Annotated in this window: 29 protein-coding genes and 1 other RNA gene; 12 read left to right on the plus strand and 18 right to left on the minus strand. The window is 48.0% G+C overall.

Annotated features, from left to right (window positions below; all coding sequences use genetic code 11):
- Positions 1–3: 3 nt before the first annotated feature.
- From mraZ to rsmI, 3 genes are all read right to left on the minus strand, one after another.
- Complete coding sequence (mraZ, locus tag BM082_RS11775; protein WP_074927021.1) at positions 4–462, minus strand: division/cell wall cluster transcriptional repressor MraZ; 459 nt, start codon at positions 460–462, stop codon at positions 4–6.
- A gap of 265 nt (positions 463–727) precedes the next feature.
- Positions 728–1,113, minus strand: an RNA gene (gene rnpB, locus BM082_RS11780) — RNase P RNA component class A.
- A 55-nt stretch (positions 1,114–1,168) separates the two neighbouring features.
- Entirely contained in the window at positions 1,169–2,029 is an 861-nt protein-coding gene (gene rsmI, locus BM082_RS11785; RefSeq protein ID WP_017008172.1) for a 16S rRNA (cytidine(1402)-2'-O)-methyltransferase, read from the minus strand.
- Between the two features lie 55 nt (positions 2,030–2,084).
- On the opposite strand from rsmI, the gene BM082_RS11790 reads away from it, so the two are divergent.
- Genes BM082_RS11790 through BM082_RS11805 form a run of 4 tightly spaced genes read left to right on the plus strand, consistent with a single transcriptional unit; the run spans position 2,085 to position 5,460 of the window.
- A complete protein-coding gene (locus BM082_RS11790) occupies positions 2,085–3,926 on the plus strand; it encodes a penicillin-binding protein activator (RefSeq protein ID WP_074927023.1) in 1,842 nt (613 codons plus the stop codon).
- Entirely contained in the window at positions 3,910–4,278 is a 369-nt protein-coding gene (locus BM082_RS11795; RefSeq protein WP_017008170.1) for a YraN family protein, read from the plus strand. Before BM082_RS11790 ends, BM082_RS11795 begins: the two co-directional genes overlap by 17 nt.
- A 3-nt stretch (positions 4,279–4,281) precedes the next feature.
- The gene (locus tag BM082_RS11800) at positions 4,282–4,875 is read left to right on the plus strand and encodes a phosphoheptose isomerase (protein WP_017008169.1); all 594 of its coding nucleotides are present in this window, start codon (positions 4,282–4,284) and stop codon (positions 4,873–4,875) included.
- A 15-nt stretch (positions 4,876–4,890) separates the two neighbouring features.
- A complete protein-coding gene (locus tag BM082_RS11805) occupies positions 4,891–5,460 on the plus strand; it encodes a BON domain-containing protein (protein WP_074927025.1) in 570 nt (189 codons plus the stop codon).
- A 60-nt stretch (positions 5,461–5,520) separates the two neighbouring features.
- On the opposite strand, the gene sspB is transcribed toward BM082_RS11805, so the two are convergent.
- The 8 genes from sspB to zapE form a co-directional block, all read right to left on the minus strand.
- The gene (gene sspB / locus BM082_RS11810) at positions 5,521–6,000 is read right to left on the minus strand and encodes a ClpXP protease specificity-enhancing factor (RefSeq protein ID WP_017014343.1); all 480 of its coding nucleotides are present in this window, start codon (positions 5,998–6,000) and stop codon (positions 5,521–5,523) included.
- On the minus strand, positions 6,000–6,638 hold the full coding sequence (gene sspA / locus BM082_RS11815; protein ID WP_017008166.1) for a stringent starvation protein SspA: 639 nt from the start codon (positions 6,636–6,638) through the stop codon (positions 6,000–6,002). The genes sspB and sspA overlap by 1 nt, the downstream gene beginning before the upstream one ends.
- Positions 6,639–6,724: 86 nt before the next feature.
- Entirely contained in the window at positions 6,725–7,462 is a 738-nt protein-coding gene (locus BM082_RS11820; protein WP_017008165.1) for a cytochrome c1, read from the minus strand.
- Positions 7,462–8,724, minus strand: a complete 1,263-nt coding sequence (locus tag BM082_RS11825) for a cytochrome b (RefSeq protein ID WP_017016860.1) — start codon at positions 8,722–8,724, stop codon at positions 7,462–7,464. Before BM082_RS11825 ends, BM082_RS11820 begins: the two co-directional genes overlap by 1 nt.
- Positions 8,724–9,314 (minus strand): ubiquinol-cytochrome c reductase iron-sulfur subunit, encoded by a 591-nt coding sequence (petA, locus tag BM082_RS11830; RefSeq protein WP_017008163.1) that lies wholly within the window; start codon positions 9,312–9,314, stop codon positions 8,724–8,726. Before petA ends, BM082_RS11825 begins: the two co-directional genes overlap by 1 nt.
- Positions 9,315–9,727: 413 nt before the next feature.
- The gene (gene rpsI, locus BM082_RS11835) at positions 9,728–10,117 is read right to left on the minus strand and encodes a 30S ribosomal protein S9 (RefSeq protein WP_017008162.1); all 390 of its coding nucleotides are present in this window, start codon (positions 10,115–10,117) and stop codon (positions 9,728–9,730) included.
- Positions 10,118–10,129: 12 nt separating this feature from the next.
- On the minus strand, positions 10,130–10,558 hold the full coding sequence (rplM, locus tag BM082_RS11840; protein WP_017008161.1) for a 50S ribosomal protein L13: 429 nt from the start codon (positions 10,556–10,558) through the stop codon (positions 10,130–10,132).
- Between the two features lie 234 nt (positions 10,559–10,792).
- Complete coding sequence (gene zapE / locus BM082_RS11845; RefSeq protein ID WP_017008160.1) at positions 10,793–11,896, minus strand: cell division protein ZapE; 1,104 nt, start codon at positions 11,894–11,896, stop codon at positions 10,793–10,795.
- Between the two features lie 195 nt (positions 11,897–12,091).
- Here zapE and zapG point away from each other — a divergent pair, with 195 nt between their 5' ends.
- The 3 genes from zapG (at position 12,092) to degS (ending at position 15,148) form a co-directional block, all read left to right on the plus strand.
- Positions 12,092–12,511 (plus strand): Z-ring associated protein ZapG, encoded by a 420-nt coding sequence (zapG, locus tag BM082_RS11850; RefSeq protein WP_017008159.1) that lies wholly within the window; start codon positions 12,092–12,094, stop codon positions 12,509–12,511.
- Between the two features lie 85 nt (positions 12,512–12,596).
- Positions 12,597–13,964 carry a Do family serine endopeptidase gene (locus BM082_RS11855; RefSeq protein ID WP_017008158.1) on the plus strand — a complete coding sequence of 456 codons (1,368 nt, stop codon included), beginning with the start codon at positions 12,597–12,599 and terminating at the stop codon, positions 13,962–13,964.
- A 119-nt stretch (positions 13,965–14,083) separates the two neighbouring features.
- Entirely contained in the window at positions 14,084–15,148 is a 1,065-nt protein-coding gene (gene degS / locus BM082_RS11860) for an outer membrane-stress sensor serine endopeptidase DegS (RefSeq protein WP_074927027.1), read from the plus strand.
- A 136-nt stretch (positions 15,149–15,284) separates the two neighbouring features.
- Here the strand turns inward: degS and murA are convergent, their stop codons facing one another.
- The 7 genes from murA to mlaF are packed head-to-tail and all read right to left on the minus strand — an operon-like array spanning position 15,285 to position 19,846.
- Positions 15,285–16,541: a UDP-N-acetylglucosamine 1-carboxyvinyltransferase gene (murA, locus tag BM082_RS11865; RefSeq protein WP_017008156.1), complete on the minus strand. Its 1,257-nt coding sequence runs from the start codon at positions 16,539–16,541 to the stop codon at positions 15,285–15,287.
- Positions 16,542–16,557: 16 nt separating this feature from the next.
- Positions 16,558–16,821, minus strand: a complete 264-nt coding sequence (ibaG, locus tag BM082_RS11870; protein WP_017008155.1) for a BolA family iron metabolism protein IbaG — start codon at positions 16,819–16,821, stop codon at positions 16,558–16,560.
- Positions 16,818–17,141 carry an STAS domain-containing protein gene (locus tag BM082_RS11875; RefSeq protein ID WP_017008154.1) on the minus strand — a complete coding sequence of 108 codons (324 nt, stop codon included), beginning with the start codon at positions 17,139–17,141 and terminating at the stop codon, positions 16,818–16,820. The genes ibaG and BM082_RS11875 overlap by 4 nt, the downstream gene beginning before the upstream one ends.
- On the minus strand, positions 17,138–17,782 hold the full coding sequence (gene mlaC / locus BM082_RS11880; RefSeq protein ID WP_074927029.1) for a phospholipid-binding protein MlaC: 645 nt from the start codon (positions 17,780–17,782) through the stop codon (positions 17,138–17,140). Before mlaC ends, BM082_RS11875 begins: the two co-directional genes overlap by 4 nt.
- Before the next feature lie 6 nt (positions 17,783–17,788).
- Positions 17,789–18,265: an outer membrane lipid asymmetry maintenance protein MlaD gene (gene mlaD / locus BM082_RS11885; protein WP_074927031.1), complete on the minus strand. Its 477-nt coding sequence runs from the start codon at positions 18,263–18,265 to the stop codon at positions 17,789–17,791.
- Positions 18,266–18,269: 4 nt separating this feature from the next.
- Complete coding sequence (gene mlaE / locus BM082_RS11890) at positions 18,270–19,040, minus strand: lipid asymmetry maintenance ABC transporter permease subunit MlaE (RefSeq protein ID WP_102259412.1); 771 nt, start codon at positions 19,038–19,040, stop codon at positions 18,270–18,272.
- 8 nt (positions 19,041–19,048) lie between these two features.
- Complete coding sequence (mlaF, locus tag BM082_RS11895; RefSeq protein WP_074927033.1) at positions 19,049–19,846, minus strand: phospholipid ABC transporter ATP-binding protein MlaF; 798 nt, start codon at positions 19,844–19,846, stop codon at positions 19,049–19,051.
- Between the two features lie 386 nt (positions 19,847–20,232).
- On the opposite strand from mlaF, the gene BM082_RS11900 reads away from it, so the two are divergent.
- The 5 genes from BM082_RS11900 to lptA are packed head-to-tail and all read left to right on the plus strand — an operon-like array spanning position 20,233 to position 23,813.
- Complete coding sequence (locus BM082_RS11900) at positions 20,233–21,195, plus strand: calcium/sodium antiporter (protein ID WP_017008149.1); 963 nt, start codon at positions 20,233–20,235, stop codon at positions 21,193–21,195.
- A gap of 12 nt (positions 21,196–21,207) precedes the next feature.
- The gene (locus tag BM082_RS11905) at positions 21,208–22,176 is read left to right on the plus strand and encodes a KpsF/GutQ family sugar-phosphate isomerase (RefSeq protein WP_074927035.1); all 969 of its coding nucleotides are present in this window, start codon (positions 21,208–21,210) and stop codon (positions 22,174–22,176) included.
- Positions 22,176–22,763 (plus strand): 3-deoxy-manno-octulosonate-8-phosphatase KdsC, encoded by a 588-nt coding sequence (gene kdsC / locus BM082_RS11910; RefSeq protein WP_074927037.1) that lies wholly within the window; start codon positions 22,176–22,178, stop codon positions 22,761–22,763. The genes BM082_RS11905 and kdsC overlap by 1 nt, the downstream gene beginning before the upstream one ends.
- On the plus strand, positions 22,760–23,326 hold the full coding sequence (gene lptC, locus BM082_RS11915; RefSeq protein ID WP_074927039.1) for an LPS export ABC transporter periplasmic protein LptC: 567 nt from the start codon (positions 22,760–22,762) through the stop codon (positions 23,324–23,326). The genes kdsC and lptC overlap by 4 nt, the downstream gene beginning before the upstream one ends.
- Positions 23,307–23,813 carry a lipopolysaccharide transport periplasmic protein LptA gene (gene lptA, locus BM082_RS11920; protein ID WP_017008145.1) on the plus strand — a complete coding sequence of 169 codons (507 nt, stop codon included), beginning with the start codon at positions 23,307–23,309 and terminating at the stop codon, positions 23,811–23,813. Before lptC ends, lptA begins: the two co-directional genes overlap by 20 nt.
- Positions 23,814–23,815: the final 2 nt, after the last annotated feature.

The following is a 23,815-nucleotide window of genomic DNA, read 5'->3' on the forward strand; positions in this document are numbered from 1 at the left end:
TACCTAAAGCGAAAGTGCGTTGAGTCTATCACTCAACGCCTCTGCAGAATCGGCTTGAAGTTGAATATCGTTATCGATTTGCTGCTGCCATTTATCGTTATTCCACAACTCAAACTTATTGAGCTGTCCCACGAGCATTGCTTTGCTGTCTAATCCTGCGTAATCACGCAACGTTGGCGCGATCAAAATGCGCCCCTGACCATCCATCTCACATTCGAAGGCATGGCCAAGCAACAGACGTTGTAGACGTCGCTCTGCAGGGTTTAAGCTCGATAAGCGCGCAAGCTTTGCTTCAATGCGCTCCCACTCAGGCAAAGGGTATAGCAACAAACAGGGAAGCTGATGGTCTATGGTGCAAACAAACACGCCATCGCACAGCGTATCGAGCTCTTCTCGATAACGTTTTGGCAATGCCACTCGACCTTTCGCGTCAAGTGAAATGGCGGATACGCCCCTTAACATGCAGTTTGAATCCCTTTCACACCAGAATATCCCACTTTATTCCACAATTTCCCACTTGAAGTGTACGTATCAGGCAAAAAGAAAGTCAAGCAGGCGAACAGCGCAATACTCCGAAAAACGCAGCGATCACGTCGCGAATTCAATAGCTTGAGCGCTAGAAAAGACTGCTCACTTTTTAACCGCACGTTATTCCCAGAAGGTGTTTCATGAATAGAGAGGGTCAATAAAACGAAAGAAGGCGAGCTAATGCTCGCCTTCTGGGTATGATTTGAGTTGGCCTATAAGCCGGGTTCTGTACCGTAAACGGTGGTAACCATTCGTCTAGGCCTGCAATCGCTCACAGGCTCCAGCAACCTACCCGTCCTCAACGCGGGCCGCGCCAATGAGGACCTATTTGGTCTTGCTCCGGGTGGAGTTTACCGTGCCACGAACTGTTGCCAGCCGCGCGGTGCGCTCTTACCGCACCCTTTCACCCTTACCTGTGAATACTATAAATAGTAAACCATCGGCGGTTTGCTCTCTGTTGCACTGGTCGTAGGCTCGCGCCTCCCAGGCGTTACCTGGCACCCTGCCCTTTGGAGCCCGGACTTTCCTCCCCTCTGTCAGTCTCCCAAGGGACATCAACAAAGCAGCGGTTACCCGGCCAACTCAGGCGGCGGATTATATAGAACTCACCACCAGTAATCTAGCGTTTCGTTGCGACTTATTACTCTAGATTGTCCAATCCCCATTTATAGAGGGCATTTTTCTTCACGTTATACAGTTCTGCGGCAATCGCAGCGGCTTTTTTCAATGGTAACTCTTTGGCAATCAATGCAACGGCGTTCGTCGCGTCGATAGGCAAATCGTCTTTCTCTGCACGGTGACCCGCTATCAGTAATACCATTTCACCACGAATACGGTTGCTGTCTTCGCTCAACCATTCCATCAACTCACCCAGAGGTGCGCCGTGAATCGTTTCGAAAGTTTTCGTTAGCTCGCGCGCTAACACCACCATACGGTCGGCACCCAGCACCGCTAACATGTCATCCAAAGTATCAGTAATACGGTGCGGCGATTCATAGAAAATCAGGGTGCGTGGGTCTTGCGCCACTTCAGTAAAGCGATCACGACGCCCTTTACTTTTTGGTGGCAAAAAGCCTTCAAAACTAAAACGGTCAGAAGGTAACCCCGACGCGCTCAATGCAGTGATCACAGCACAAGGTCCTGGCAAGGGCACAACTTTTACACCTGCCTGACGACAACGGGTGACTAAGTGGTAACCTGGATCAGAGATCAACGGCGTGCCCGCATCAGAAACCAGCGCAATAGTTTGTCCAGAGACTAACTTTTCGATCAAAATGTCTGCTTTTTGCTGCTCGTTATGGTCATGCAGCGCAAAAGTTCGGGTCGTGATACCAAAATGCGACAGTAGTCTTCCTGTATGACGGGTATCCTCGGCAGCGATGATGTCAACTTGCTGCAAAATTGATAATGCACGCTGGGTGATATCTCCCAGGTTTCCGATCGGTGTCGGCACGATATATAAAGTTGAGACGTCAACCATGGTTGAAGTTTCATCAGTCATTTGTTTCACAACCCTTCGGCGATTAATATAGAGGGCAACAAGTTACGGACAGAAGATGTTCATGCGTAAAATAACCCATAAGTGCAAAAGTGTATCACGAGTTATCTCTCCAATCGCCCTAGCATTGGTGCTTTCGGCGTGTGTGACCACTCCCCCCGCTCCTCCGGAGCCTCAGTATGACATCACGGCTCCTGCGCTTGAGTCGTCAACGTTCTACTTATTGAAAGCCGAAACCACTGCTGGTGAAGAGAAAGCAGACTGGTATTTATTGGCATTGAAAGCATTAATTGCAGAAAAACAGTTCGCGCAAGCGGATGTTTTAATTGGTCGTTTGGCGAAACTGCCTCTCACACCGTTGCAATTGTCAGAATGGCAGCTAGGCCGTGCCGTGTTGCTTCAACAAAAAGAGCAGCCACAAGCGGCAGCCGACAGTTTGAACTTTTTACCTAACTGGCAATTACCTGCGCTTCAATATCAGCGTTATTACCAATTAAAGGGCGAATTGTACGAACAAGTCGGTAATATTTCGGGTGCGGTACTCTCGTACACCGAAGCCTCACCTTACCTAACGAACAGCTTTGACAAGCAGCAAAATTGGGATCGTGTATGGGATTTGCTGGTTCAAATGCCATCAAGCCAATTGAATGTACTCTCGGCCAGTGGTAACCCAATCTTGAATGGTTGGGTAGAGCTCGTCACCTTGTTGCGTCAACACGCTGGTCATCCAGCCCTTCAACAAGAAGCGCTGAATAATTGGTTAGCTGCAAACCCAAGCCATCCAGCAAACACCTATTTGCCCGCAAACCTTGAAACGCTGCAGGCGATGGACATCATTCGTCCTGACCGCATTGGTGTTCTGTTGCCATTGAGCGCGAAATTTGCAGCCCAAGGTGAAGCCATTCGAAATGGATTCGTGCAAGGTTTGTTAGATGATGAATCTGGTGTGTCTCAACCTTCTGTGATGTTTTATGACACCAATGGCCAGTCTATGACTGACATCGTTGCTCAGATGCAAGCAGATGGCATTCAGTTCGTTATTGGCCCATTGCAAAAAGACAAAGTGGACGCGTTTTTGAGCGCCAGCCAAAACACGCTGCCGACACTCGCGCTAAACATCCCCAAAGACGAATCGTCAGTAGGTGGCACGTGTTTCTTCACGCTCTCACCCGAACAAGAAGCCCAACAAGCAGCGCTGCACATTGCACAAAACAATCACAAATTCCCTCTCGTGATTGCACCAAACAATGGTTTCGGTAAACGTGTCAGCGATGCCTTCTCAAAAGAGTGGGAAGAAGCAACAGGCGAAAAAGCAGAAACCGAATTCTTCAAAAACCGCGCCGCGATGCAAAAAACGGTTCAACGTGTCTTTGGTTTAACTGAAAGCCAAGGCCGTATTCAGCAAATGAACCAAATCCTAGGTTTGGACATGGAAGCTGAGCAACGCAGTCGTCGTGATATTGATGCGGTTTACCTTGTTGCAAATGCCGGTGAGCTAACTCTGTTGAAGCCGTTCATTGAAGTAGCCATCAACCCTGACGTGCAACCACCCAAACTTTACGCGAGCTCTCGCAGTAACAACCGCATTAACGGTGTCGGTGAAGTCGGTGAACTACGTGGCATCGAATTCAGTGATGTGCCTCTGCTGGTCGAAAACAATCACCCTGCCGCTGCACGTTTCCATCAGCTTTGGCCTGGCCTCGACAACGGCATGACCCGCCTTTACGCGTTGGGCATGGATGCGTACTCCCTGATTGAAGCGCTGCCTCAAATGCAGGCACTACCAGAATACCGCTTCGAAGGTCAGTCTGGTGAACTATCGTTAGGAGAGCAGTGCACAGTGAATCGCACCGTGTCTTGGGCAATGTTTGGGGACCAAGGTATTGTTTCTGTTAAATAAGAAACAAACTGGCGATCACTATGAAAATGAAGCGTGCCGCTACCTACAGCGGCACGGTTTAACCCACTTAGGCAGCAATGCGCGCTTCAAACAAGGCGAGCTTGACCTCATCATGCGCGACGGTGCTTGTATCGTTTTCGTTGAAGTGAAGTTTCGAAAAAAATCGTCATTTGGCGGTGCTGCCGCCGCCATTTCTTCCCAAAAGCAACAACGCTTATTGCGTGCAGCCTACCTTTGGCTCGCGAATAAGGGGTTATCTGCGACCAGCACAGAATTTAGATTTGATGCCGTGACTTTTGACGGCGGTGTAAACGCTGTAAACTGGGTGAGAAACATTTTAATCGAAGGGTAATCAATGCTAGAGAGCATTAAAGAAAGCTTCACCGAAAGCATTCAAACACAAATCGCAGCAGCAGAGGCGCTGCCAGAGCAAATATCCAAAGCAGCGATGGTGCTGGTTCAGTGCTTACTGAACGGCAACAAAATCCTATGCTGTGGTAACGGCGGCTCTGCAGCCAATGCTCAACATTTTGCCTCGTGCTTATTGAACCGCTTCGAAACGGAACGCCCTAGCCTTCCAGCACTCGCACTGACCGCTGATACGGTAACACTGACCGCGGTTGCCAATGATTATCACCATGACGAAGTATTCTCAAAGCAAGTACGCGCCTTCGGACAAGGCGGTGACGTATTACTTGCCATTTCAACCAGTGGTAACAGCAAAGACATTATCAAAGCCATGGAAGCCGCAGTAACCCGCGACATGGCAATTGTGGCTTTTACCGGCAAAGATGGCGGTGAAATGGCAGGACTTCTCGGCGAACAAGACGTTGAAATCCGCATCCCATCCCAACGCACAGCTCGCATCCAAGAAGTGCACCTCGTGACACTTCACACACTGTGTGACCTTATCGATCAGAATCTTTTCCCTACACACGGTGAATATTGATTTAGGAGAGTTGTGATGCTCAAGAAGGCGCTTTTATTGACAGGTATTTTGGCACTCAATGCCTGTTCGCTCGTGTATGAACAAGATACACGCAGTGCTAAAACGGAATGGACAGATACACAGCTTTCAATGGAAGTAGCAGGCATTGCCAACAAAGCGCCTTACCAAGGAAACTCACGCATCAATGCGGCAAGCTACGACGGTAAAATACTGCTCGTAGGGCAGGTATCAAGCGATGAGCTCAAACAATCCCTTGTGAGTAAAATACGCGAGCTTAAAGGTGTGGAAACGGTTTACGATCAAATCCGCATTAAAGCACCATTGTCGCTGGCTGATGTGAGTAAAGACACATGGCTAACCACAAAAGTTAAATCAGCACTGATTGGCAGTAAGAAGCTACGAGACGTGAGTATCAAAGTCATCACGGAAGACGGGGAAGTGTTCTTGCTGGGGTACGTCACCCGTGAGCAAGGCAACGAAGCCACAGAGATTACACGCAACCTAAGTGGTGTAAAACAGGTCATCAAAGGCTTTCAGTATTACGAGCCTAGCGCGACACCTGCCGCCACAGAGGAATCACCTTAACTCAGCGTGCGTGGTAGTCACTTTAAGAGAATAAAAAAAGCAGCCAATTGGCTGCTTTTTTTATTTAACAATTGTCAGCGTCGGTCTTGGCCTTGGCGGTTCTTCGTCTGGAGTTTTATCTTGGCTTTCGCTACGTGTTGATGTGTAGCTTTCAGGCTCAGAAGATTCACGAGACTCAGTCATCGCATCCACATTCTCCAGTTCTGCTTGATAAGCAGGCTCTGGGTCAAACATGGTGCCAGCGCCGTTTTCACGGGCATAAATTGCCAGTACAGCGTACATAGGTACGTTGACTTGCATTGGTCGGCCACCAAAACGTGCATTAAAGGTCACGTCGTTGTTACCGAGCTCAATATTGCCTACTGCACGTGGCGCAATATTCAATACAATTTGACCGTCCTGAACATACTCCATAGGGACATTCACAAACGGCAAGGTTGCATCTACCACCAAGTGTGGCGTCAAATCGTTATCAAGAAGCCAGTCGTAAAACGCCCGCAATAAATACGGACGTCTAGGCTTAAGGTTTTCTTCGCTCATTACTGACCAGCTAAACGCATCTCGCGTTCTGCTTCGGTCAATGAAGCTAAAAACGAATCTCGTTCGAAAACACGTGCCATGTACGTTTTCACTTCTTTTGCACCAGGACCGCTTAGCTCAATACCCATAACAGGTAAACGCCATAGTAGAGGTGCAAGGTAGCAATCTACCAAACTAAATTCTTCACTCATGAAGAATGGGTATTCCGCGAATACAGGAGCCAGTGCCAGCAGTTCTTCACGAAGTTGACGACGTGCTTTATCTGCTTCTTCTGCGTTCCCTTTTTCGATTTTCTCAACCAAGGTGTACCAGTTACGTTCAATGCGGTACATCATTAGACGGCTGTTACCACGGGCAACCGGGTAAACAGGCATCAATGGTGGATGCGGAAAACGCTCATCCAAGTATTCCATGATGATATTCGCGTTATACAACGCCAATTCACGGTCAACCAGAGTAGGAACCGAATTGTATGGATTCAGGTCTAGTAAATCCTCTGGTAGGTTATTAGGATCAACAAGCTCAATCTCGTAGGTAACACCTTTCTCAGCAAGAACGATGCGCACCTGATGGCTATACATGTCTGATGCGTCAGAATACAACGTCATCACCGAGCGTTTATTGGCAGCAACAGCCATTAACCCCTCCAGAATATTTCATCATTAGAAAAAACAATGGGAGCTCATGCCCCCATTGTGGATCAGCAACTCACTAGATTAACCGATCAGTGTACGTCACGCCAATATTCTTTCTTCAGGAAAATGGTCAATACTAGGAAAATCAACAAGAAGCCAATTACCCAATATCCCATTTGCTGACGTTCAAGCTTGTTTGGCTCACCGGAATACTCTAGGAAGTTAACCAAATCACGAACAGCTTCATCAAACTCATCAGGGCTCAGTTCACCGTTACCCATTGATTCAATGCCAACAAACTCGTCTACCATCTCACCATCAACCATCACTGACTTGTATTGCTTAACAGGCGTCCCCTGAAGCTCTTCAAGTACGTGAGGCATACCAACGCTCGGGAAAACAACGTTGTTCACCCCAAATGGGCGAGAAGGGTCTGCATAGAACGAACGCAGATAGGTATAAACCCAATCTGTGCCACGCACGCGAGCAACTAGCGTAAGGTCTGGTGCAGGCGCACCAAAGAACGTCGCTGCGTCATCCGTTGCGATGGCATTCTTAACAAGGTCACCGATTTTGGCGTTTTCATCAAACACCAAGTTTTCCATCATCAAGTTGTTCGGAATATCCAAGTCATTCGCAATACGCTCGTAACGTTGGTATTGCGTTGCGTGACAGCCGAAACAATAGTTCATGAACAACTTTGCACCGTTTTGCAAAGAGGCTTTGTCCGACAAATCATTGTTAGCTGCGTCCAGTGGCACTTTCGCACCTGCGGCTAGCGCAAGAGAAGGCAACAACGCGAACAAGATTACAATCCACTTCTTCATTAGTAGTTCACCCTCTCCGGTAATGGTTTTGTTGCTTCGTTCTTGCTGTAAACAAACAGCATCACAAAGAACATGAAGTAACCAAAGCTAAAGATCTGAGCCAACAGCGTATACAGGCTAGTGGCAGGCAATGTACCCAACACACCCAGAGCAATGAAGGAGATAACGAACTGAACAATGTTAGCAAGGTGCAACTTGCTGCGATAACGGTAAGAACGCACTTTACAGCGGTCCAACCAAGGCAGAACAAACAATACCGCGATAGACAAGCCCATGAGCACAACACCGGTCAGCTTATCTGGAACCGCACGCAAAATGGCGTAGAACGGTGTGAAATACCAAACTGGCGCAATGTGGTCAGGCGTTTTAATCGGGTTAGCTGCTTCAAAGTTAGGTGGCTCAAGGAAGTAGCCGCCCATCTCCGGATTAAAGAAAATCACATACGCAAACAAGATACCGAAGCCAGCGACACCGATGAGATCTTTCACGGTTCCATAAGGGTGGAACGGCACAGAATCGATGATGTCGTATTTCTTGGTGTAGTCCTTATGGAATGGAAACTGCGTTTCGTAGCCTTCGCCTTTCGTGCCTTTCGGCAATTTAGTCTCTATCCCATCAGGGTTATTCGAGCCGACTTCATGCAACGCAAGAATGTGCAAGACAACCAACAACAAAATAACAATCGGCAATGCAACAACGTGTAACGCAAAGAAGCGATTCAGTGTTGCACCCGAGAGGACGAAATCACCACGAATCCAAAGTGTTAGGTCGTCACCGATAACAGGAATTGCACCAAATAGCGAAATGATTACCTGCGCGCCCCAGTAAGACATTTGCCCCCAAGGTAGCAAGTAACCCATAAAGGCTTCTGCCATTAGCGCGAGGAAAATCAGCATACCAAACAGCCACAGCAATTCGCGTGGTTTTTGGTAAGAGCCGTAAATCAAGCCACGGAACATGTGCAGATAAATCACAACAAAGAACGCAGATGCGCCCGTTGAGTGCATGTAACGAAGCAGCCAACCGTATTCAACATCACGCATGATATATTCAATTGAGGCAAACGCACCTTCCGCTGAAGGGTTATAGCTCATGGTTAGCCAAATACCCGTCAGCAACTGATTCACTAGAACCAGCATGGCTAACGAGCCAAACAAGTACCAGAAGTTGAAGTTCTTCGGCATTGGGTATTCGGACAAATGCTTTTTATATGCATTTATCGCAGGAAGGCGTTTTTCAAACCAGTTGAGTAGATTTTCCATTACGCATTCCCCTCATCAGCACCCACCAAAATACGGTTATCATCAAGATATACGTATGGCGGTACAACTAGGTTTAGTGGTGCTGGAACACTCTGGAATACACGTCCGGCCATATCAAACTTAGAACCATGACATGGGCAGAAGAAACCAGATGTAACGCCTTGAACCTGTTCTCCGAAACTGTCAGGGAGATACGTTGGTGAACAACCAAGGTGCGTACAAAGACCAACAGCGATAAATATCTCTGGTTTTATCGAACGATACGCACCAGTGATATATTCAGGCTGCTGAGGCTCTTGTGATTCAGGATCACGAAGCTTGTCACCAATACCATTTAACTCTTCCAGAGTCTGCTCGCCTCGACGAACAACCCACACAGGTTTCCCTTGCCAAATAACCCTGATTAACTGGCCTTCTTCTACTTTACTAATATCGACTTCGACCGGGGCTCCTGCCGCCTTTGCTTTGGCGCTAGGGTTCCAAGACTTTAAAAAAGGCACAGCGACTGCTGCTGCACCTACACCACCGACCACAGCGGTCGATAAAGTCAAGAAACGGCGTCGGCCCGAATTCACTGGCGCATTGCTCATCCAACATACTCCCATGTGCTCCCGCATGGATTTTTATAACTGTCCTTATGCGTCCCTGGAGCTTACGGCTAACTCAAAATAAGAATTTCTACGGCGTACAACTGAGTAAATCGACTCAATATAACCCACTAATACGTCGCCTAAATGATAAGGAAAACCCCACTTTTTGACAAGATAAAGCTACCTTTTTGTAACAAATGTGAGGGGCACACCGTTTTTTAACCTAAGCCCTAAAAACCAATTTTTTCAAGGTGGATGTCAATATTGAGATGTCGCGAGAAATGTTGAGAAAGCGGGATTTTAGCGAAGACGTTAAGAAAGGTGAGGAAATTACGGAAACAACAGATATAAAAAAGCCTGGCATGAGCCAGGCTTTTTGGTCCAATGTTCTCCGGATAAAATCCGGAAGCGAATTAACGCTTAGAGAACTGTGGACGACGACGTGCTTTACGTAGACCAACTTTCTTACGTTCAACTTTACGAGCATCACGTGTAACAAAGCCAGCAGCGCGTAGCGCAGGACGTAGAGATTCATCGTATTGCATCAGTGCACGAGTGATACCGTGACGGATCGCGCCAGCTTGACCAGAAATACCACCACCAGAAACAGTGATGTATAGGTCTAGCTTGTCGGTCATTTCAACCAACTCAAGAGCCTGAAGAACAACCATGCGAGCTGTTGGACGACCGAAGTAGGTCTCCAGTGAACGCTGGTTGATTACGATGTTACCGCTACCCGGTTTAATAAATACGCGAGCTGCGGAGCTTTTGCGGCGACCAGTGCCGTAGTATTGTTCTGCCATTGTTAAATCCCCTTAGATGTCCAGTGCTTGCGGCTGTTGTGCCGCGTGCTTGTGCTCAGTACCCGCGTAAACTTTAAGTTTACGGAACATTGCACGACCTAGAGGACCACGTGGCAACATACCTTTAACGGCAAGTTCAATGATCATTTCTGGTTTCTTCGCGATCAGCTTGTCGAAGCTGATTGACTTGATGCCACCAATGTAGCCAGTGTGGCTGTGGTACATCTTGTCAGTGAATTTCGCACCAGTTACGGTTACTTTGTCCGCGTTGATAACTACGATGTAGTCACCAGTGTCAACGTGCGGAGTGTACTCCGGCTTATGCTTACCACGTAGACGAGATGCGATCTCAGTTGCGATACGACCCAGAGTTTTACCTTCTGCGTCTACAATATACCAGTCGCGTTTTACAGTTTCTGGTTTAGCAACGAAAGTTTTCATGCTAATAAATTACCCGATTATTTAAAAATTTCACTTAAGGAGCGAATGCTCCCACTGTTAAGAGCCCATTCAGCGCCCCTTCGAGCGGTGTACCCTCGGCCTAAGCCTTTCAACAGTAACGGTGGGTTGCGGGATTATAGAGAAGGGTGTAGAAAAAATCACCTTTTTTTCTAAAAAAGTCCTGACTTTTTCATCGGGTCGCTAATAACAATGTTATAGCAGCGCCAAGCCTTGCTACGGAAGGTGTTCCAACGCCAAATAATCATGGCTTTGCATCTCTTTTAGGCGAGAACAACACCTTTTAAACTCAAAATTCAGCCTGCCATCAACATATAATGTTGTGAGTGCCACTTCTGCGGAAATAATGAGTTTCACATGTCGCTCGTAGAACTCGTCAACCATGGCAATAAAGCGTCTTGCTGCATCATCTCTTGATGCCCCCATCTGAGGAACATCAGACAGCAAAACCGTGTGGTATAAGCGTGCAACCTCTATATAGTCAGATTGGCTGCGCGGGCTATCACACAAGGTGGCGAAGTCGAAATGCACCACACCTTCCGCTTCTCTTACCGTCAGTAATGGTCGGTTGTTTATTTCAATGGTGTGATGCGAGTGCATCGGCTCTGTCGCTAGCTGACAAAAGTAGCTTTCGAGGTTGGTATTGGCTTTTTCATCTAAAGGGAAATGGTAAATTTCCGCTTGTTCCAATGTGCGTAAACGGTAGTCCGTTCCAGCATCAACATTTACCACATCGCAATGTGCGTTTATTAATGCAATAGCAGGAAGGAAACGCGCGCGCTGCAGCCCGTTTCGATACAGCTCATCAGGCACGATGTTGGACGTCGCGACCAAACAAATGCCGCGTTCAAACAAGGCTTCCATTAAGGTGCCGAGGATCATGGCATCGGTAATGTCGGAGACAAAGAACTCATCAAAGCAAAGAATGTGCGTTTCATCAGCCAGTTTATCGGCGATTTTCTGCAAAGGGTCGACCTGACCATCGAGCATGCTAAGTTCATGGTGAACCCGGTGCATAAAGCGATGAAAGTGCATTCGCATCTTTTTGTCGAAAGGCAAGCTGTCAAAGAAAGTATCAACCAGATACGTCTTTCCTCGTCCAACACCGCCCCAGAAATACAACCCTTTCTCCGGCGTTGTGTTCGTCGATTTCTGGCCAAACAAGCTTTTTAGAAATGACGGTTTCTCTTGCGGTGTATTCACTCGCTTCACAAGGCGATGGTACAAATCATCAAGCAGCATTACCGCATTTCGTTGAGAAGCATCCTCAAAAAAATCGGGGCGTTGGAGGTCTTTATTGTATAAATCTAGCGGTGTCATTCCTTGAACCTAACTGTGACTGAAGACATCTTTGTTCTCAAAATCAATAGTACCACGCTCAACTTTTGCCATGTATAGTGAACCGACGCATTTAAGGGATTCGTAACTACTTGAGCTCTCAAAATCAGAGTAGCAGCGTGGTCCTATTAATCATCTTGCATCTAAAAACTTACTAAAGAACATCAAGGAGCATTCATGGCTGAAATCAACATCATTGCTTTTGGAGCCCTCGGCATTGTCATTGGCTTCTTAATCGGCCGTTTCATGAATCGTGACAATACGCAGCAAAAGGACTTAAAAAAAGAACTTGAAAAGTCACGTTACGAGGTAGAACAGTACCGCCAAGAATTGGTGGATCACTTTGCACAAAGCGCAGAGTTGCTCGACAACATTTCACGTGACTACAGCAAGTTGTATCAACACATGGCAGCAACGTCTGCAGAGCTGATGCCAAACTTGCCTGAACAAGACAATCCATTCGCCAAACGCATCAGTAAATTGTCTGACGTTACGCCAGAGGCTGATAGCGATACGTCACAAGAGCAACCGCGTGACTACTCTGGTCAAGCAACCGGTTTGTTAAAAGATGCTGAAAAAACCAGCAAAGCGAGTTAAGTCGGTCACACTTCTTAATTGAGGTAGCATTGAACTTTTTCAAATAATCCCCACTCTTACATCGTACCGATACAGGGGAGTGTTTATGAAAAAGACGTCTTTGCTTACTTTGAGTGCAATTGCACTCGCCATTAGTACAAGTATTACTGCCTTGCCTGCAACTGCCGCATTACCGATGGCCGTTGCAGGTGAGAGCCTTCCAAGTCTGGCGCCGATGCTAGAAACTGTCAGCCCAGCGGTTGTCAGCATTTCTGTGGAAGGTAGCCACACCTCTAAGCAACGTGTTCCTGAGTCTTTCCGCTTCTTCTTTGGCCCTGATTTTCCGTCAGAACAAGTCCGTGAACGTCCTTTTCGTGGGTTGGGATCTGGCGTCATTGTTGATGCAGGAAAAGGCTTTATCGTCACCAACCATCATGTCATCGATGGCGCGAATAAAATCCGTGTACAGCTTCATGATGGTCGAGAGTATGACGCAGAACTGATCGGTAGCGACAGCATGTCAGACGTCGCCTTGCTCAAGCTCGAAAAAGCAGAAAATCTAACAGAGATTAAATTTGCAGATTCCGATGCCCTTCGTGTTGGGGATTTTGCCATTGCCATTGGTAACCCATTTGGCCTCGGGCAAACCGTCACATCCGGTATCATTTCGGCGCTAGGCCGAAGCGGTCTGAATCTCGAAAATTTCGAGAACTTCATTCAGACCGATGCCGCCATTAACAGCGGTAACTCTGGTGGTGCGTTGGTGAACCTCAACGGTGAACTCGTCGGGATTAACACGGCCATTTTGGGCCCTAACGGCGGTAACGTGGGTATCGGTTTTGCCATTCCTGTCAACATGACGAAAAACCTCGTCGAACAAATCCTAGAATTCGGTGAAGTTCGCCGTGGTGTGTTGGGTGTTCAAGGCGGAGAGCTCACGTCTGAGCTTGCGGAAGCCTTCGGCTATGAAACCAACCACGGCGCATTTGTTAGCCAAGTTGTTCCTGATTCTGCAGCGGCTAAAGCAGGCATTGAAGCTGGCGATATCATCATCTCCGTCAATGGCAAAGAGATCAGAACATTTGGCGAACTGCGCGCGAAAGTCGCTACGCTTGGTGCGGGTAAGAAGGTCAAACTGGGTTTGATTCGCGATGGTAAAGATAAAACCGTCACTGCTACGTTGAAAGAAGCAGGCATGGTGAAGGCAAAAGCCGAAACCTTGCATGAAGCATTAACTGGCGCGGAGCTCGAGAACTATAGCGAAGGCAAGGTGAAAGGTGTACGTGTTGCGCGCGTAGAGAAAGACTCGATTGCTGCGCGCTATGGCTTAAAACAAGGGGACATCATTGTTGGCCTGAACCGTAACGACGTGAACAATCTTGGCGATTTCCGCAAGCAATTAGAGAGTAAACCAAACGTGCTTGCCTTAAACATTGTACGCGGTGAGTCGACGATGTATTTGGTCATTCGCTAAAACTCTTTACGGAAATTCAGGGGCCTGAGTTCATCAGGCTCCTTTTCCCTCTCTACTCATGTCCACATTTCAGTGTTATGCTCATCGACTTAATATCAACGAGATGATTGAGGAGTAGCATGCTAGCTTTTATGACGCGTTCCGTCGTTTATGGCGGCCTTATCGCCGCACTTTTACTGCTGGCTATTCCGTCCCTTCGCACGGGTCAATTGGTCTCGGACGCGACCCTTTCGCAATTTGAACCCGATGCCTCCTTGGTGTCTTACAACTATGCCGTTAGACGCGCCTCCCCTGCCGTCGTCAACATTTATACCCGTCGTTACAGCAGTGAAAATCGTCTGCAGCTCAATGCTGAAGGGCTAGGCTCTGGCGTGATCATGAGCGACAAAGGGTACATAGTGACGAACTATCACGTTGTCGCTCGCGCGGATCAAATCATCGTCGCGTTACAAGATGGACGGATCAGCACAGCGCAGTTAGTGGGTAAAGATCAACGTACCGATCTTGCCGTGCTCAAAGTGGATCTTGAAAGCCTTCCAGTGATCCCCTTCAACGACAGCTACGATCCTGCTGTCGGTGATGTTGTACTCGCCATTGGTAACCCCTACAACCTTGGGCAAACCACCACTTTTGGCATCATCTCTGCCACTGGTCGTCCTGGCATGAGCTTTAATCGTCAACAAGATTTCCTGCAAACCGATGCGGCTATTAACCGTGGTAATTCTGGCGGTGCATTGGTGAATAGTCGCGGCGAACTTGTTGGTATCAATACCGCCTCTTTCCAACAAGCAACGGACATCGAAACCTACGGCATTTCTTTCGCTATCCCCTACTCGCTCACCGTTAAAATCATGCAAAAACTGATTGCTGATGGACGCGTTATCCGCGGCTACATTGGCGTTGATGGCCGAGAAGTGAACCCTGTGATGGCACGTTTACTTGATGCTGAACAGCTAAGCGGCGTGATGGTGGCGGCAGTTGAGCCAAATGGCCCAGCAGATCGTTCAGGGCTGCGCACTAATGACTTGATCATAGAGATCAACAATCAACCCATTCATGGTTTTAGAAACGCACTCGATATTGTGGCTGATATTCGCCCAGGCACGGTTGTGCCGTTTAAAGTGATTCGAGAAGGTAACACCATGGAGTTGATGGTGACGATTGGAGAAGAGCCCGTTCGATAGCCGCGTGTTTCATGATGACTGTCTGCGCGCAGGCATTTGCGTAAAGCCACACTCACCAAACTAAACAGACAAAAAAAGGTCGCCTCGGCGACCTTTTTGTTTTTATGGCACATCACCTTTCGGTTAGCAGCAACCGTTAGTCACTGAAGCGTTCAATATGAACACCCAGCTTTTGCAGTTTGTCTTCGATGTGCTCGTAACCGCGATCAATATGGTAGATACGGTCAACAATGGTTTCGCCCGTTGCAATTGCACCTGCAATCACCAAGCTCGCCGATGCACGAAGATCGGTCGCCATCACTTGCGCGCCGCTCAGGCCATCGCAATCACCACAAACCACTGTGTTACCTTCAATTTCAGCATGTGCGCCCATACGTTGAAGTTCAGGCACGTGCATGAAACGGTTTTCAAAAATGGTTTCGGTAATAATACCGGTGCCTTTTGCCATCAAGTTCAATAAGGTGAATTGCGCTTGCATGTCAGTAGGGAAACCTGGGTGCGGTGCAGTGCGGATGTTCACCGCTTTAAGCTCGCGATCCGTCATATCAAGCGAAATCCAATCTTCGCCTGTTTCGATAGCTGCGCCCGCTTCTTCGAGCTTCGCCAATACTGCTTCGAGCAGTTTTGGTGATGTCTTATGACACGTCACTTTACCGCCTGAAACTGCAGCACCTACCAAGAAGGTACCTGTTTCAATACGGTCAGCCACTACGTCATGATAGCCGCCACCAAGACGCTCAACACCTTCGATAGTGATGGTGTCAGTACCCGCTCCGGTGACTTTCGCGCCCAGAACGTTCAAGAACTTCGCACAATCAACGATTTCAGGTTCACGTGCTGCGTTTTCAATGACCGTCGTGCCTTCAGCCAATGTGGCTGCACACATGATGGTGACCGTTGCACCCACGCTGACTTTATCCATGACGATGTGCGCGCCTTTCAAGCGGCCATCAACGTGTGCTTTTACATAACCTTCATCAAGGGTAATGGTGGCACCAAGTTGCTCCAAACCATGAATATGAAGATCAACGGGACGCGCGCCAATGGCACAGCCACCAGGCAGTGATACTTGGCCTTTACCGAAACGCGCGACCAAAGGACCTAACGCCCAGATAGACGCACGCATGGTTTTTACGAGATCGTACGGTGCACAGAACTCGTCGATGTTGCTTGCGTCAACATGCACTGAGCCATTACGCGATACTTTTGCGCCCAAGCGGGAAAGCAGTTCCATTGTCGTGTCAATGTCACGCAATTTAGGAACGTTTCCAACTTCCACTGGCTCTTCAGCCAACAGTGCAGCAAACAGAATAGGGAGTGCTGCATTTTTAGCACCAGAGATTGTGACATCACCACGCAGTGGGCCACCACCGTGGACACGGAATTTTTGCATGCTGTTCCTCTTGGACTTATAGCGGTTGCATCAGTTTTTTATCACGCGCCCATTCTGCGGGCGTCAGCGCCTTAATACTTAGCGCGTGAATAGCATTTGTTCTGATGTGCTCCATCAGCGGTCCATAGATAGTCTGTTGTTTTTTGACACGAGACATGCCATCAAACATGTCGCCAACAGCGATCACTTCAAAGTGGCTGCCGTCGCCTTTTACAAGGAGCTCTTCAAATTCAAACGTCGATTCAAGAATTGCTTTAATTTCTGATGGTTCCACGATCATTCCTCATCAACCAGTGTGTTATCACCGGTAAATAGACTATCTACATTACTCAGTTGCAGCAGCACAGTAAGCTGAGCAGGCACATGACAAAGCGTCAGTGCTTGCCCATTGTCTTTGAACTGCTGATGCAAATGGAGCAACATCGCCATCCCTGCCGAATCCACGCGCTTCACCTCTGAAAGATTGAGAGTGACAGCACTTTCCTTTGGAAACCAATCGGCAAGGCGGCTCCAAAATGGTGGAACTGTGTCACGATCAAGCTCTCCTGACAAGCAGTAATGGCCATTTGTGTCTTTACGCCACGCTAATGGCTCACTCACGATGCACCTTCACTTTTGCTGATCGGTTTTTTAGCACGCGTCTCTAGCTCAGCAGCGACGGCTTCAACGCCATTTTTGCGTAATTGACCACTCCACTCGCTCGCTTTTGTATTCAGCATACTTACGCCTTCAACCTGAACGTCAAACCCCTGCCACTCATCGGTTTTGCGATTTTTGCGCAGTTTAAAGTCTAGGCGAATTGGCGGGCGGGCGTTGTCTGTAATATCAACCCGAACAGACACAACTTTGCGTTTAGGATCAATCGTCTTCACTGGCTCAACAGTAACAAGCTGATCGGTATATTCCGTTAAGATTTGCGCATACGACGCCACCAGATATTCATAAAACGCGTCAGTAAACAGGTCGCGCTCTTCTTTCGATGCTTTTCTGGCTTGAGAACCGAGTACCTTCAATGCCGCATAGCGAACATTGATGTACGGCATGAGTTCTTCTTTCACAACAGCACGCAGTAGCTCAGGGTTTTCCTGATACGCGTCTTTATCTTTCTTCAATCGGCTGAATGCATTCTCTGCTACACCATTGATCAAAAGGTAAGGATTACTTGCATCTACCGCTGCCATACTTACCGACGACACCATCATCGTGATGGCAGCCATCGCTAGCGTTATCCATTTTTTCATCGCTATTTACTCCTTGTCGCTGCCAACGCTGTAAAGGAACTGACCAATCAAATCCTCTAGCACGAGCGCGGAACGTGTATCTTCCAGCAAATCACCGTCTTGTAGAACATCGATGTCTTCATCCAAAAAACCTGGTCGAATGCCAATGAATTGCTCGCCAAGTAACCCTGAGGTCAAAATGGCGGCAGAACTGCTTTCAGGGAAGAAACCGTACTTACGTTCAATTTCCAATGTTACCGATGGCACATAATCGGGCGCAGTTAATGAGATGTCACTAACACGACCCACAACAACGCCGCCCACTTTCACCGGCGAGCGAACTTTTAATCCACCGATATCATCAAAGTGCGCTTCCAGCGTGTAATAGTCTGAGCGAGAGAAGCTCTTCACATCTGCAACTTGAAAGATAAGCATCAGCACAGCTGCAATGCCTGCCAATACAAAAGTGCCTACCCAAAATTCTGTTTTACGATTCTGTTGCATTTAACTAGCTCCCAAACATCAGCGCGGTAAGAATAAAATCCAAACCCAACACTGCTAACGACGAATGCACGACGGTACGTGTGGTGGCACGGCTGATCCCTTCTGATGTGGGGATGGCATCGTAACCATTAAAAAGTGCTATCCAAGTGACGGTGATAGCAAACACCACACACTTGATGAATGACTGGCCAATGTCATAGCCCAACTCAACGGAGGACTGCATGACGGACCAATAGCTGCCATAATCGATGCCTTTCCAATCGACACCCACAAGCTGTCCGCCCCAGATCCCAATCATCATGAAAATCATCGCAAGGAGCGGCATTGAAATCACACCCGCCCAAAAGCGTGGCGCGATAACGCGACGAAGTGGATCGACAGCCATCATTTCTAAGCTTGAAAGTTGTTCGGTGGTTTTCATCAAACCGATTTCAGCCGTCAACGCTGAACCGGCTCGCCCCGCGAACAGCAGCGCAGTCACAACAGGCCCCAGTTCACGAAGCAACGACAATGCAACCATTTGCCCTAGTGAGCTTTCTGCGCCGAAATCTGCCAACACAAGGTAGCCTTGTAGGCTTAATACCATGCCAATAAAAAGGCCAGATACCATAATGATGGCGAGTGAGCGCACACCCACGGAATACAGTTGAGTAATTAGCAGCGGGAACATTTTCTTGGGCTGCGGTTTACCCACTAAGGCGCCAAGCAACACAAAGGTTGCGCGACCCATTGTTCGCGACACCGCCATGGTGCGAGCACCTAGCGCTTGAACCATATTCACGATCACGAGAACAGCTCCTGTGTAATATCACTGGCAGGATAACGGAAAGGCACGGGCCCATCGGCATCGCCTTTGAGAAATTGACTCACGCGAGGATCGGGATTGTCACGCAAAGATTGTGGTGAACCTGATGCAATGATTTTACCGTTTGCCAAAAGGTAAACATGATCAGCAATGCTCATCACTTCTGGTACATCATGCGAAACGACAATAGAGGTTAACCCCAATGCTTGGTTGAAGTTACGGATCAATGAAACCAACACGCCCATAGTGATAGGGTCTTGCCCAACGAACGGCTCATCAAACATGATGAGTTCCGGATCAAGCGCGATGGCGCGGGCAAGTGCAGCTCGGCGTGCCATTCCACCAGACAAGCTGCTCGGCATCAATTTCGATGCACCACGTAGCCCAACTGCTTCCAGCTTCAGCAATACAATGGTTTTGATAAGAGATTCAGGCAGTTCAGTGTGCTCACGAAGTGGGTACGCCACATTGTCGAACACTGTCATATCAGTGAACAACGCACCTGACTGAAAAAGCATACTCATGCGTTTACGCGCTTCGAAAAGCTTACTGCGTGACAAGGTAGGAATGTCATGACCGGCGAATTCAATGCGCCCGCTGTCTGGCTGAAGTTGACCCCCGATCAATCTCAATAGCGTCGTTTTACCGATACCTGATGGACCCATGATCGCTGTGACCTTGCCCACTGGCACCGTTAAACTTACATTGTCGAAAATAACCCTCTCATCCCGAGAAAAGGTTAGGTTGCTGATCTCAACCAGATTTTTAGGGCTCATAGCAGGGCCTTCGGTGGTGATTCATTCACGAGTTAAGTGGCTGATCATAGAGTGAGTGTGCGTGCAAAACAAGTAATTGCACAGTATTCATTTGCAATTTTTTGGTCAAGTATTCAACAGCGTTTAATGACGCTTTGTCTTTATATATATGCACTTTTTCAATTTAAAAGGCCTCCGACGAAGCACCTTGACGCAAAAGTTGGATGAAAGGCAATGAAACGCAAGGATTCGAAACAGAAAACCCGTGTGATTGAACAAAACACAACATCGCCGAAATTACGTGTCCATATCCGTCATTAGTACGCCGTTTTCCTTCACATTTCTTCAATAAGCGGTCAGAATTGCGGTTCTATACAATTCGACAGATCCATTCAGAAGGTAATTAAATGTTTGAAGCGACCGCCATCCTCGTCGTCGGCCTGTGTTTGTTAGTGTGGAGCGCTGACAGATTGGTCTACGGTGCTGCCGCTATTGCCCGCAACGTTGGCATCTCCCCGCTTGTCATCGGTATGACCATTCTTGCGATGGGCAGTTCCGCACCTGAGATGGTTGTTTCCGCCACAGCAGCTCTGAGTGGCAAAACTGATACAGCTGTTGGAAATGTGCTCGGTTCAAACATTGCAAACATCGCCCTTATTCTCGGTGTTACCGCGCTTATCAAGCCCCTCTCTATCAGCTCTGGCATTATTCGACGTGAACTCCCGCTGATGCTGGGTGTCACTATCGTTGCTGGTGCGATTTTGTGGGACAACCACTTGGGCTTTTACGAAGGCGTGCTTCTTGCTGTTCTGTTTGTCGGCTTTTTGCTTGCGATGATGAAGATTGGCAAAGAAAGTGGCGAATCCGATCCCATGCTTGCTGAGCAAGAAGCTGAAATCCCAAATGGCGTGAGCAATGTATCTGCAGGCATTTGGGTCGTTGTCGGCCTTGTTCTCCTTATTTTCAGTGCTGACATGGTGGTTGAATCTGCCGTAATAATCGCAAAATCGTTTGGCATGAGTGATTTGGTGATTGGCTTGACTATCGTCGCTGTCGGCACGAGTCTGCCTGAACTTGCAGCCTCTATCGCTGGTGTATTGAAAGGCGAAGATGACCTCGCGGTAGGAAACATCATTGGTTCAAACATCTTCAACATTCTGGCAGTAATGGGCATTCCGGGGATTTTGAACCCTTCAATGCTTAATCCACTGGCGATGGATCGTGACTTTTATGTCATGCTCGCCGTGTCTGTTTTGTTGTTTTTGTTTGCCGTTGGTAAGTCCCGTATTATTAATCGCTGGGAAGGTATCGCGCTGCTGATTTGCTTCGTCGGCTACCAAGGCTATTTGCTTACCGATATGGCAGCATAACTCGGATACGCTATGACTGATTTTGATTTTCGCCAAGCTGGCACCACAGTATTGAAAACCGAACTCGATGCGATTACACAGCTCGAGCAATACATCAATGATGACTTCGTAAAGGCATGCCAACTTATCCTGTCAGCCTCAGGAAAAGTGGTGGTAATGGGCATGGGGAAATCCGGCCACATCGGCAATAAAATTGCCGCAACCTTTGCAAGCACTGGCACCCCTTCGTTTTTCGTTCACCCAGGAGAGGCCAGCCATGGCGACTTGGGCATGATTGAAAAAGGCGATGTGGTTTTGGCGATTTCAAATTCTGGCGAAGCCTCTGAAATACTTACCTTGCTGCCTGTGGTGAAACGCCGCGGCATAGCGCTAATTTCAATGACAGGAAACCCTGCATCGACCATGGCGCGATTGGCGCAAGTGAATTTGTGCATTAAGGTACCCAAAGAAGCCTGTCCGATCGGCCTTGCACCGACATCCAGCACCACGGCTACATTGGTGATGGGCGACGCACTTGCTGTCGCACTGATGCAAGCAAAAGGCTTCACCGCTGACGATTTCGCCCTTTCTCACCCAGGTGGTGCACTCGGGCGTAAACTGTTACTTCGTATCTCTGATGTCATGCATGCGGGCGACAACTTGCCGACCGTACTGGTGACAGCAACGATTCGCGATGCCTTGCTTGAAGTGTCCGCAAAAGGCCTAGGCATGACCGCCGTGATTGATGATAAAGGTGCACTTTGCGGCATCTTTACCGATGGCGATTTACGTCGCCTTCTTGATCAACGCCTTGACCTTCATGAAACCTGTATTGGCGATGTGATGGGTGAAAACCCAACCTGTGTCGATGAAGACCTACTTGCAGCCGAAGGCCTCAAGCTAATGGAAGAAAAGAAAATCAATGGTTTGCTCGTGACGCGCCAAGGTATCTTGGTGGGGGCACTTAACATGCATGATCTTCTTAAAGCAGGAGTCATGTAATGCAAGAGAACTCAAACAACACCATGGCAACCGAAAACACCGTCGATACCCTTTACGGACCTGTCGCGAAACGTGTTTTTGATGTAGCCGCTGGCATTAAGCTGTTGATTTGCGATGTTGATGGCGTCTTTTCAGATGGCCGTATTTACATGGGCAACGATGGCGAAGAGCTGAAAACATTCCACACTCGCGACGGGTATGGCATTAAATCGCTCATGAATGCAGGCATTGAAATCGCCGTGATCACAGGGAGAAAGTCCGCCATTGTAGAGCGTCGAATGTCAGCGTTAGGCATTAAACACATCTACCAAGGCCAAGACGACAAAGCCACTGCATACCAAGATTTGGTCGCACAACTGGGGATCCCAGCAGAAGCGACCGCATATATTGGTGACGACCTTATTGATTGGCCTGTTATGTCATGTGTAGGCTTGTCTGTCTGTGTGAAAGATGGCCACCTCTTACTGGCAAAACGTGCCGACTTGGTTACACGTATCCCCGGCGGTTATGGCGCAGTACGTGAAGTGTGTGACCTGATTCTAGAAGCCCGTGGCGAGCTCGATGCGCACAAGGGATTAAGCATATGATGCTGCAACGCCTTTGCATTGTGGCATTGCTCGGCATCTGCAGTTATGCAGGTTATTACCTGCTTGGCCAGCACTACCTCGACACAGAAGCACAAGTCACACCCGATGCAGAAAAGCCACTGTTCACTGGTGATGACATTAAGTCCACCAGCTACAACGAGCAAGGCATTCGTAGTTACACGCTCGATTCTAGCCATATTGAACATTATCAAAAGCTAGACGAAACGCATTTTAATGAACCTGTGTTGTGGACGTTTAGCGACGGTATCGCAGAAGAATGGCGGGTTAGCTCGAATTTTGCCGTCTTAGAAAACGGTCGTTATCTAGTGATGACAGGACGCGTCCGGATCTTTAACCTATTGCCTAATGCGCAAATTAAAGTCGTGACGACAGACGAATTGACACTCGACCTTACTAGCCGGGATTTTTGGTCGGACAAAGAAACTGAAATTACCGGTGTAGGCTTTCAAACCCACGGACAGCGGGTGAAAGGCAATTTTGGCTCCCATCAGATGGAACTGATCGAACAAGTGAAAAGTAGATATGAACAAAAAACTCAATAATATTTTCGCCTTTCTACTGCTCCTCATTTCGGGTAGTGCATTTGCGCTAACCAGTGATTCTGAACAACCTATTTATATTGATTCAGACACGCAGAATTTGGATCTAAAAACCAATACCGTCATCTTCACGGGTAATGTGTATTTGCGCCAAGGTTCAATCCGCTTACACGCAAATAAGGTGGTTGTCACTCGCCCTAGTGGCAGTGAAGGAACCGAAATCATTGATGCTTATGGCAAACCTGCTACGTTCGAACAAACCATGGACGACGGCAAAAAAATCAATGGTGAAGCATTTGACCTTCAATATGAAGTCGCAAAAAGCTTCCTAAAAATGCGTAATCAAGCTGTGCTCACCCAAGAAGGTGGCAACAAGGTAGAAGGTCAATTGATTACCTACCAAATCGACAAACAGCAGTTGGTTGCTGAAAGCGACTCTAACGGTCGTGTTACCACCATTTTGCAGCCGCAAACAAAACAAAAGAACTAACA

The organism is Enterovibrio norvegicus DSM 15893 (genome assembly GCF_900115495.1).
GTDB classification, from domain to species: Bacteria; Pseudomonadota; Gammaproteobacteria; order Enterobacterales; family Vibrionaceae; genus Enterovibrio; species Enterovibrio norvegicus.

What these genes read in the sequence shown, in the direction of transcription:
- zapG (WP_017008159.1), top strand. Translation starts at nt 12,092, where the DNA reads ATGGCTGAAATCAACATCATTGCTTTTGGAGCCCTCGGCATTGTCATT.
- BM082_RS11820 (WP_017008165.1), bottom strand. Translation starts at nt 7,462, where the DNA reads ATGAAGAAGTGGATTGTAATCTTGTTCGCGTTGTTGCCTTCTCTTGCG.
- murA (WP_017008156.1), bottom strand. Translation starts at nt 16,541, where the DNA reads ATGCAAAAATTCCGTGTCCACGGTGGTGGCCCACTGCGTGGTGATGTC.
- rpsI (WP_017008162.1), bottom strand. Translation starts at nt 10,117, where the DNA reads ATGGCAGAACAATACTACGGCACTGGTCGCCGCAAAAGCTCCGCAGCT.
- mlaE (WP_102259412.1), bottom strand. Translation starts at nt 19,040, where the DNA reads ATGGTTCAAGCGCTAGGTGCTCGCACCATGGCGGTGTCGCGAACAATG.
- BM082_RS11905 (WP_074927035.1), top strand. Translation starts at nt 21,208, where the DNA reads ATGACTGATTTTGATTTTCGCCAAGCTGGCACCACAGTATTGAAAACC.
- ibaG (WP_017008155.1), bottom strand. Translation starts at nt 16,821, where the DNA reads ATGATCGTGGAACCATCAGAAATTAAAGCAATTCTTGAATCGACGTTT.
- BM082_RS11825 (WP_017016860.1), bottom strand. Translation starts at nt 8,724, where the DNA reads ATGGAAAATCTACTCAACTGGTTTGAAAAACGCCTTCCTGCGATAAAT.
- BM082_RS11800 (WP_017008169.1), top strand. Translation starts at nt 4,282, where the DNA reads ATGCTAGAGAGCATTAAAGAAAGCTTCACCGAAAGCATTCAAACACAA.
- BM082_RS11805 (WP_074927025.1), top strand. Translation starts at nt 4,891, where the DNA reads ATGCTCAAGAAGGCGCTTTTATTGACAGGTATTTTGGCACTCAATGCC.
- rsmI (WP_017008172.1), bottom strand. Translation starts at nt 2,029, where the DNA reads ATGACTGATGAAACTTCAACCATGGTTGACGTCTCAACTTTATATATC.
- petA (WP_017008163.1), bottom strand. Translation starts at nt 9,314, where the DNA reads ATGAGCAATGCGCCAGTGAATTCGGGCCGACGCCGTTTCTTGACTTTA.
- kdsC (WP_074927037.1), top strand. Translation starts at nt 22,176, where the DNA reads ATGCAAGAGAACTCAAACAACACCATGGCAACCGAAAACACCGTCGAT.
- BM082_RS11855 (WP_017008158.1), top strand. Translation starts at nt 12,597, where the DNA reads ATGAAAAAGACGTCTTTGCTTACTTTGAGTGCAATTGCACTCGCCATT.
- BM082_RS11900 (WP_017008149.1), top strand. Translation starts at nt 20,233, where the DNA reads ATGTTTGAAGCGACCGCCATCCTCGTCGTCGGCCTGTGTTTGTTAGTG.
- lptC (WP_074927039.1), top strand. Translation starts at nt 22,760, where the DNA reads ATGATGCTGCAACGCCTTTGCATTGTGGCATTGCTCGGCATCTGCAGT.
- zapE (WP_017008160.1), bottom strand. Translation starts at nt 11,896, where the DNA reads ATGACACCGCTAGATTTATACAATAAAGACCTCCAACGCCCCGATTTT.
- BM082_RS11790 (WP_074927023.1), top strand. Translation starts at nt 2,085, where the DNA reads ATGTTCATGCGTAAAATAACCCATAAGTGCAAAAGTGTATCACGAGTT.
- mraZ (WP_074927021.1), bottom strand. Translation starts at nt 462, where the DNA reads ATGTTAAGGGGCGTATCCGCCATTTCACTTGACGCGAAAGGTCGAGTG.
- mlaC (WP_074927029.1), bottom strand. Translation starts at nt 17,782, where the DNA reads ATGAAAAAATGGATAACGCTAGCGATGGCTGCCATCACGATGATGGTG.
- sspA (WP_017008166.1), bottom strand. Translation starts at nt 6,638, where the DNA reads ATGGCTGTTGCTGCCAATAAACGCTCGGTGATGACGTTGTATTCTGAC.
- mlaD (WP_074927031.1), bottom strand. Translation starts at nt 18,265, where the DNA reads ATGCAACAGAATCGTAAAACAGAATTTTGGGTAGGCACTTTTGTATTG.
- rplM (WP_017008161.1), bottom strand. Translation starts at nt 10,558, where the DNA reads ATGAAAACTTTCGTTGCTAAACCAGAAACTGTAAAACGCGACTGGTAT.
- degS (WP_074927027.1), top strand. Translation starts at nt 14,084, where the DNA reads ATGCTAGCTTTTATGACGCGTTCCGTCGTTTATGGCGGCCTTATCGCC.
- sspB (WP_017014343.1), bottom strand. Translation starts at nt 6,000, where the DNA reads ATGAGCGAAGAAAACCTTAAGCCTAGACGTCCGTATTTATTGCGGGCG.
- lptA (WP_017008145.1), top strand. Translation starts at nt 23,307, where the DNA reads ATGAACAAAAAACTCAATAATATTTTCGCCTTTCTACTGCTCCTCATT.
- mlaF (WP_074927033.1), bottom strand. Translation starts at nt 19,846, where the DNA reads ATGAGCCCTAAAAATCTGGTTGAGATCAGCAACCTAACCTTTTCTCGG.